The sequence below is a fragment of the Arcticibacterium sp. genome, from assembly GCF_055134445.1.
Genome location: NZ_JBSRVI010000162.1, coordinates 38,182 through 46,729 on the forward strand (window position 1 = coordinate 38,182; position 8,548 = coordinate 46,729).

Genomic DNA, 8,548 nt, shown 5'->3' on the forward strand with positions numbered 1-8,548 from the left:
AGAAATCATCTCATTAAGAGGTCATTTATAAACTAAATGGCCTCTTTTTTTGTGTCAAAACTGTACAGGAAAGGGGCCTTATGTGCACCACCTGTAAATTGTTTTTCATGCCTTTCAAGAATATTTAAACTGAGCATCTTTCTTTGAAAAGTAGTTCTTCTCAATTTCTCCCCCAGAATGGCCTCATAAACATTTTGCAGCTCTTTCATGGTGAATTTGGCGGGCAATAAATTCACTCCTACAACCTTCCTATCCAAATTAAGCCTTAAAGTTTCAAGGGCTTTTGCCACTATCGCTTTATGATCCTGTATTAAACTCGGCAGCTCATCTACCTCATACCATTTACAGGAGTCGGACAGTTCATCTGGCATAGGCACCACATCGTCATAATTAATCAAAGCATAATAGGCCACAGAAACAATCCTTTGAAGCATCCAAGAGCCCTTTTCAAGATCGATGGAATTTGTTTCTAAAATCCTTTTCATTTCCGGGGTCTGATTCCTTTTTGTATTTCCAAATGTATAACACTGCTCCAGGAAAACATCTTTCAAACCGGTACGCTCAAAAAGTCCTCTCCTAACGGCATCATTTAAATCTTCTTCCATATGAACAAAACCTCCAGGAAGAGCAAAAAGACCTGTATTATGATATTCCATTATTAGAATTTTTAGTTTATCGCCAGAAAAACCAAAAACTACGGAATCGTATGCTAAGTTAGGAAGGCAAAAAACACCATTAAGTTCAGCCACAACAAATATTATTTTTTCGCAAATTAATAGGATTATTATAAAGCACCTATTATTATTGTCACAAATTGAGACAATAAAAGATTTCCAAAAATGAAAAAATATTACAGGCTCCTAAGCCTCCTATTAATTACCCCTTTTCTATTGAAAGCTCAGAATGACAACAACTTTGCTGTTCAAACTACCATTGTCAATGGTGTAATAGAAGGTAATTATGATGTCAAATCGGGTGTACAAAAATATTTTGGAATCCCCTTTGCAAAGCCTCCTATAAAAGACTTACGGTGGAAAGCACCACAACCTTTAGAGAACTGGAGTGGCGTTAAAATCACAAAGGCATTTGGACCAAGGCCAATGCAAGCCATTGTTTTTGGAGACATGAATTCCAGATCAAGCGGTATCAGTGAAGATTGCCTTTATCTAAACGTTTGGACAACCACAAACAGAAATACCAAAAACCTTCCTGTTTTAGTTTATTTCTACGGGGGAGGAAACGTTGCTGGAGATGCCTCTGAGCCTAGATACGATGGAGAAAACATGTCGAAAGAAGGAATAGTGGTAGTAACCTGCAATTATCGATTAAGCCTTTTTGGATATTTAGCTCATCCAGAACTATCGGCCGAAGCACCCTATAAAGCGTCGGGAAACTATGGTGCCCTGGATCAATTAGCGGCACTTAAGTGGGTACAGGAAAATATTAAGGCTTTTGGTGGCGATCCATCCAAAGTAACTATTGCTGGTGAATCTGCTGGTTCAATAGGAGTAAGCACGCAAATGGCCTCACCACTGACCAAGGGACTTATAACTGGTGCCATAGGAGAAAGCGGAGCAGCCATCCCGCCTACCATGGCTCCGATAAGCCTTGCGGAAGCAGAGAAAAACGGAGCAGAATTTTTAGAGAAAGCCGGAATAAAAAACATTTCGGAGCTCCGATCCATGAGTACAAGGGACCTCTATGAAATCTACAACGACTCCAAAAGGTTTGGTTTTCCTTTGGTCATCGATGGTTACTTTCTTCCTAAGAGCCTTGTAGATATTTTCAATGCTGGTGAGCAGTCCCAAATACCACTCTTGGCTGGATGGAATTCCGCCGAAATTCCTGGAATGGCTTATATGCAAGGAATACCTTACACTTCTGAGGCTTTTATCAGCAAAACCAAGCAAACTTATCCTAAGGAATATGAGCAAGTTTTAGCTCTTCACCCGCACAGTACACCCGCAGAAGTAGAACAGTCTGCCACAGACCTAGCCTCAGACAGATTTATAGCCTATAGCACATGGAAATGGATTGATTTACATAAGAATAACAGCGAAAAATCTGTTTACAGGTACCTTTACAGTAAACTCCGTCCAGCTCTCGTCGATAAATCGCTTTCTTCTGGATTAGCGGGAGGTACTGTAAAAGCAGAAAACGCACCTCCAGCCCCAAAATCTATGGGAGCACCTCATGCTAGCGAAATAGAATATGCTATGGGAAACCTTGACAAGGTTCATGAATATGCATGGACACAAGATGATTATAAAGTTTCCCAAACAATGTTACAATACTTTGCCAATTTTATAAAAACAGGGACGCCAAACGGTGGAGATTTGCCTAAGTGGCCGGCCATTGACGCCAAAGATACCACCCCAGCCTATATGATTATCAACACGGAAAGCAAAGCAGCCGAATCTAAGGTAGAAGCTCGATATCATTTTCATGATAAAGCATTCGGAAACAACAAATAAACGCCTCTAAAATTTATCTTAAAGCATTTGAGCTCTGGCCTGGGTACTTTAACTACTAAAAAGGGCTGCCTCATCCATTTGAGACAGCCCTTTTACTTCAATATATTTCACTGTATTCAAGTATATTATAAGCTTGAATACGGAAGCATTTTTGCCAACTGCTGAGCCGTATCTCCTCCAAGCCTTTTAGGTGTATCCATCCTGTTTGTTGGTCGCTGTACCACTTCTCTTTGCCATATCAGAGCCCCTGTTCTTCCATCGTATAGATTGCCTATAGTGGTAGCACCGCCAGGCAAAGAAGTAAAACCAAAAGGAGGATTCACCACAATATTTGTTTCGCCCCAAACCACGGCATCCACATTCAGAACTCTACAAAGATCTCCTTTATCCAATTTAGGAATATCATATATCTTAACACCAGAACTTTCCAAAAGCTTATTTGTAGTCAAGAAGTCCTGAATTACTTTTTCAAACTTCCCTTTCTCTACTTGTCTTGCCACAGAAATAAAAAACTCTTTTTGCATATCAAGACCAGCTAACCTTTCTTGTTCCTGCCAATACTCCGGTCTACTACTCCCCCTTCCTCTTATCCCAGAACTACTTTTATATTCTTCATTAAATTCCACATCAAACGGAAGAACCGCTATTCTTTGATGACTAGAAAGCAGGGTCTTTACCTCTTCAGATAGATTTGATTTGGTAGAAACGCAGGAAACTTGAACGATAACTATACCTAAAAACAGAATGAGCTTTTTCATACCCTATACTACGTCCAAAGACCTTAAAATGTTGTGTAAACCATTCGAATTCAATCATTACTTATTCGAACAAAAAGAAAATATTTTTTTAAGATAGCCTACCAAGACTTAACGGTGTCAATAAAACATTTCACCTTTTCTGGATCCATATCTGGGTACACCCCATGACCTAAATTAGCAATATATCTTTCTCTACCGAAAGCAGTAAGCATCGCTTTCGTTTCTCTTTCAATATCCGCAAAAGAGCCATATAGAATACAAGGATCTAAATTTCCTTGAAGCGTTTTATTCGGCACCAGCCTTCTTGTCTCTTCTATACTCATGTTCCAATCCATACCCACCACATCACAGTTAAGCTGACCTATCTCTTCTCTGGCAAAATAGGCACCTTTTGCAAATACCGTAACGGGCACCTCATTAATGGCATCGCAGATTTGAGTAATATAGGGAACCGCAAATTCTGAATACTGTTTCGGAGAAAGTATTCCAGCCCAACTATCAAAAATCTGCACCAAATTAGCACCACACTGTACTTGAGCCTTTAAATATGTAACGGTTACCTCCGTGATTTTTTTCATAAGACTATGAGCTAACTCAGGCTGCGTATAAAGCATCTTTTTAGCTTCAGAGAAAGTTTTAGATCCTTTCCCTTCTATCATATAACAAAAAATAGTGAATGGAGCACCCGCAAACCCAATGAGTGGCACGCTATCATTTAATCCGCTTTTAACCAATTTTATAGCATCCAATACATAAGACAATCGGTCTTCTATATCAGTTGTATTTAATAAGTCAATATCCGCTTTACTTTTAACGGTTTTTCTGAATATAGGGCCGGTTTTTTCAACCATTTCATAAGGAAGATCCATAGCCTCTGGTACCACCAGGATATCAGAAAATATAATAGCGGCATCCACGCCTAAAATATCCACTGGTTGTAAAGTGACCTCTGCCGCCATTTCTGGATTTTTTGCCAAGTTGATAAAGCTTCCTGCTTTACTTCTTACTTGACGATATTCCTTTAAAATTCTCCCTGCCTGTCTCATAACCCAAACAGGCACTCTTTCGGTGCTTTCACCCTTTGCTGCTCTTAAGAGCAAATCGTTTCTTAAATTCATGTCGCAAAAATAACAGGAGTTTAAACTACATTTATTTTTTTCCAAAGAAAAAGCCGACCATTGGGTCGGCTTCAGTATTTATATTGAAAAGCAACGTTAGTTCATCACATATTGATCTTTTTTCATTTCACCATAAAGTTGGTGCTCTTGATTTAAATTCTCGAGTGTTTTTTGAAGGTAATTTGGCATATAAAAACCTTTTAATTGTGTTACCTCATTCCCTTTATAATCTCCTACAAGCAAAGTTGGGAAAGCCTTAACATCAAATCGTTCCACTATCTCCATCCCATTGAAAGAGTCTATATCCACCTTATAAACTAAAAAATTCTGATTTACATAACTAGCAAAATCCTTGTCGGCAAAAGTTTCCGTGTCCATCTTCTTGCATGGAGCACACCAACCAGCCCAAAAATCTATTAATATTGGCTTGTTTTGTTTTTTCGCTTCCCTCAAAAAGTTATCGTAAGTGCCTGTAAAAAATGCTACAGAAGTAGTTTTGGGATTATCTCTCCAAGAACTGAGCGTTAATAACGCAATGGCCAAAGCCAAGGTGGTAATTATCTTCATTTTGCACACGTATTAAATATATTAACTATAACGTCAACATTCATGCCAAAGATACACAATCTTATATTTCAAACAAATGAATTTATTGAAGCACTTATATTCAAGTATTTAAACCACCAGTATGTTTCCTGTTTTAGAAGTAACTGCCTTTAAAATATTAACCCCTCTAAATTTTTTAGAGGGGTAATATGCTCACCTTTTAACCTAAATTCTACATTGAATTTTAAATTCTTTATAGGAACACATAAAAGATATTTATAAGAAACTAATACAATTCAAACACCTCTTATGCCCTCAAATGTTAAACTACGCATATTTAACGCTTAATAAATGCTTTAGTAGCTATATCACTATATTCATTCGTTAAAACCATTTATTGGGTAGATTGGAGCTGAGGGCAATCAAACCTCTTAGATATTTTCATTTAGTACGGACTTTCACAGTCCTACATTTCAGTTTCTTTCATGTTCTAGTCTGAAGTATTTTATTAATTTAGATGCAACCCTTCATATCTATTTATGCATCTTGATATTGAAATAGGCCATTTATGACAAAAATTTTATCCTTGTTCAGCTCGGAATATAATCTTGCCAAAGCTCTAAAGCAAGGAGACAGAAAAGCTCAAAATCTTTTGTATGAACGCTATTCAGGATTAATGCTGGGTATATGTATGCGTTACCTGGGAGATAAGATGACAGCTGAAGATGTCATGCTTAAGGGCTTTATGAAAATATTTGAGAAAATTGAACAGTTCAATTTTCAAGGAAGCTTTGAAGGGTGGATAAAAAGAATAATGGTTAACGAAGCCCTTATGAAATTGAGATCCGTAAAAGCAACCGAAGTAGGAATAGAAGATGTTTCCGTTTCAAACTTTCAAAGCAAAGCATCCTCAGACCTTGAAGCGGAAGACCTACTTACTTTGATTAATACTTTACCCACAGGGTATAGGACAGTTTTTAACCTATTCGCAATTGAAGGATATAGTCATTCTGAAATATCAGAAATACTAGGAATCTCAGAAGGCACTTCTAAATCCCAATTAAGCAGAGCTAGAGCATTGCTCCAAACCAAATTAGAGAATCAGGACAGCAACCTTAGACGAGAAAGACAATGAATTCAATAAATAAAAACATGAAGCATCCAGTAGATGAGCTTTTTCAACAAAAGCTCAACAACTATGAAATACAGGCTTCAAATGAAGCCAAAGAGAAATTTTTAATGGCAATTAACAAGCAGAAATCCTCTAGAAGGCCCCTTTTGTTTTTCTCAGCCGCAGCTTCCATATTACTGGTTGGAATCATTAGTTTGTTCCTATATACAGACTTATTCTTTCATTCAGCTCCAGAACTAGCAAATATGGAACAAACCAAGACTCAGCTTGACACAAAACAACCAACCGAAGATTACGTACTAGAATCTCCAAAAGCGGAGAACAATGAGCGTCAAAGTCCTCCAAGTCTTGACAATGCAGTTTCTGTGACTGCCACTAGAAACTCACCAGTGACCTTAAAAACAAGCAAACCAACAAATCTTAAAGAGGTTAATTCATCCGTTAAAAATGAAGAAAATAGAAGTTTGACGGGCGTATCAGAAATCGACGAACCCATTTTAGACAAGCTAACCATCGCATTGCTAGACTCTGAAAAGAAAAAGAACTTGGAACAAAAGACATCCCAAAATTTACAACCTAGGAACAAACTTTTTAAAAAAAGCATTGGTGAAACCATTATTATTGTCACTTCAGAATTACGAGAAGAAGAAATATATATTCCAGATGTAAATTCAGACTCTCCTATTACCGTTGCGGAAGCCAAAGACTTGGGAGAATCTAAACTAGATGACGAGCGTTCTTTTGTTGCTAAAGTATTTACCGAATTAAAGCATTTAAAACATGGTGAAAAGGTGAGTATTAATGCTATTTTAGCTTCTAATGACGACTCTTTCATCAATAACGAAGATGGCTTTATAGGATATGAAGCCATGCAGTTTAAACAAAGATTCAAAAGAATAAAAAATACAATTACCAAGGAGTAAACTTAAAGAAATCGCTATTAGATAGCTCAAAATGAAAAAACTTATAATCTTCGGAATATTCCTAATTTCTAGTTTATCCTTGAAGTCTATGGCTAATTCGGCCACGATACAGGATACTACCATCATTTCTTTTTCAGACAATAACCTTAATAAAAGAGTTACCGTTATTGCTTCTGGAGAGAAAAGCTTTGACTTGCCGTTATCCTATAATTTAAATAGCCTACTCAAGGAATTGGGTCTTGATGATGAAGCCAGAAAAAAGGCATTAATAGAAATAGAAACAAGAACAGACCAAGATGATACTTTAAATGTGATTACTCCCGAAGGTCAGAAAATACAAATTATAACAAAAGGCCGCATGTTCTCAGAAAATCAAAGGCCGCATTCCGATAGCACTAATGTCTTCGGAGTCGAAAACGATAAACAATCGTTTAAAGATATGATCATTGAGGAATCCAAAAAGGAAGCAAACCCTAATGCCCGCTTTTTCCCTAAAAGTGACTTTGGGTTCTATCTTGGACTGAATAACTATTCAAACTCATCAAACGTATCCCCTTTCCAACTAAACGCTCTTAGGCCATGGCAATCACGGTTTGTCGCCTTCTCTTTAAGAAAGAATGCAACCTTAACTAATGGAGAGAATGTAGACTTAGCATTAAGCTATGGTCCAGAATTTGCCATTTACAATTTCATGTTTGAAAATAATAACTCCATATTTAAAACAGATTCGGATGGTCAAACCATATTCTCCGAATTGGACTTTCGTACCAAAAAATCTAAACTTACTGTACCCTATCTTACCTTCCCAATACTTTTAAACATGGGACTCAAAAAAGAAAAAATTCAAATTGGAGTAGGCGGTTACCTCGGATATAGGGTAGGAAGTCATACCAAAACGAAAGACCTTAATAGGAATAAAGAGAAAATCAAAGATGGTTATAACCTCAATAAATTCATGTATGGTCTGACGGGTGAGGTCGGTCGAAAAAGTGGGGTTACATTTTTCTTCAGATATGACTTGAATAAATTATTCAATTCTAACCAAATTTATGCAAAAGACCTTCAAGCTTTCAGTTTTGGTCTAAGACTATAAAATAAGTAAAATACTCTTTTTAGCCATAAATGCCCGATTATCAGGCGATAGGTTCTACCTCAATTTTAAACATTAAAAAAAAGAGAGTTTTTTTTAATCAATATTTTGCCAAACCAAAAAATCGCTATACTTTTGCAACTCCTTTTTCAGGAACAGTTCTTTACAAAGAGAAAAACAACAATTTTTGGGGGTGTACCAGAGTGGCCAAATGGGGCAGACTGTAAATCTGCTAGCTTACGCTTACGGTGGTTCGAATCCATCCGCCCCCACTTTTTTTATACGAATATTTTTTTGCGGGTGTAGCTCAGTTGGTAGAGCGACAGCCTTCCAAGCTGTAGGTCGCGGGTTCGAGCCTCGTCTCCCGCTCAAAAAAAACTGGAACTGCCGTTGTAGCTCAGGGGTAGAGCACTTCCTTGGTAAGGAAGAGGTCGGCAGTTCAAATCTGCTCGAAGGCTCTGCTTGTTTTTTAGCAGAAGGTCGGTTTCATTGACATGGAAGTTTTTC

The 8,548-nt window shown here is 37.5% G+C and carries 8 protein-coding genes and 3 tRNA genes; 7 read left to right on the top strand and 4 right to left on the bottom strand.

Annotated features, from left to right (window positions below):
* Positions 1-32: 32 nt before the first annotated feature.
* Positions 33-749 (bottom strand): NUDIX hydrolase, encoded by a 717-nt coding sequence (locus tag ACTBZY_RS21400; protein WP_463048430.1) that lies wholly within the window; start codon positions 747-749, stop codon positions 33-35.
* 90 nt (positions 750-839) lie between these two features.
* Here ACTBZY_RS21400 and ACTBZY_RS21405 point away from each other — a divergent pair, with 90 nt between their 5' ends.
* Entirely contained in the window at positions 840-2,474 is a 1,635-nt protein-coding gene (locus ACTBZY_RS21405) for a carboxylesterase/lipase family protein (protein ID WP_463048431.1), read from the top strand.
* 125 nt (positions 2,475-2,599) lie between these two features.
* Here the strand turns inward: ACTBZY_RS21405 and ACTBZY_RS21410 are convergent, their stop codons facing one another.
* The 3 genes from ACTBZY_RS21410 to ACTBZY_RS21420 form a co-directional block, all read right to left on the bottom strand.
* Positions 2,600-3,232, bottom strand: a complete 633-nt coding sequence (locus tag ACTBZY_RS21410; RefSeq protein ID WP_463048432.1) for a hypothetical protein — start codon at positions 3,230-3,232, stop codon at positions 2,600-2,602.
* Positions 3,233-3,330: 98 nt separating this feature from the next.
* On the bottom strand, positions 3,331-4,350 hold the full coding sequence (gene hemE / locus ACTBZY_RS21415; protein ID WP_463048433.1) for a uroporphyrinogen decarboxylase: 1,020 nt from the start codon (positions 4,348-4,350) through the stop codon (positions 3,331-3,333).
* Between the two features lie 96 nt (positions 4,351-4,446).
* Positions 4,447-4,917 (bottom strand): thioredoxin family protein, encoded by a 471-nt coding sequence (locus ACTBZY_RS21420; RefSeq protein ID WP_463048434.1) that lies wholly within the window; start codon positions 4,915-4,917, stop codon positions 4,447-4,449.
* A 547-nt stretch (positions 4,918-5,464) separates the two neighbouring features.
* On the opposite strand from ACTBZY_RS21420, the gene ACTBZY_RS21425 reads away from it, so the two are divergent.
* The 6 genes from ACTBZY_RS21425 to ACTBZY_RS21450 all read left to right on the top strand — a co-directional run bounded on the left by ACTBZY_RS21425 (position 5,465) and on the right by ACTBZY_RS21450 (position 8,499).
* A complete protein-coding gene (locus ACTBZY_RS21425) occupies positions 5,465-6,031 on the top strand; it encodes an RNA polymerase sigma factor (RefSeq protein WP_463048435.1) in 567 nt (188 codons plus the stop codon).
* Positions 6,028-6,951, top strand: coding sequence for a hypothetical protein (locus tag ACTBZY_RS21430; protein WP_463048436.1), 924 nt, complete (start codon positions 6,028-6,030; stop codon positions 6,949-6,951). Before ACTBZY_RS21425 ends, ACTBZY_RS21430 begins: the two co-directional genes overlap by 4 nt.
* 31 nt (positions 6,952-6,982) lie before the next feature.
* Positions 6,983-8,044: an outer membrane beta-barrel protein gene (locus tag ACTBZY_RS21435; protein ID WP_463048437.1), complete on the top strand. Its 1,062-nt coding sequence runs from the start codon at positions 6,983-6,985 to the stop codon at positions 8,042-8,044.
* Positions 8,045-8,230: 186 nt separating this feature from the next.
* Positions 8,231-8,313 (top strand) — tRNA-Tyr (locus ACTBZY_RS21440).
* A 24-nt stretch (positions 8,314-8,337) separates the two neighbouring features.
* Positions 8,338-8,410: transfer RNA gene (locus ACTBZY_RS21445), tRNA-Gly, on the top strand.
* Between the two features lie 17 nt (positions 8,411-8,427).
* A tRNA-Thr gene (locus tag ACTBZY_RS21450) sits at positions 8,428-8,499 on the top strand.
* Positions 8,500-8,548 lie beyond the last annotated feature (49 nt).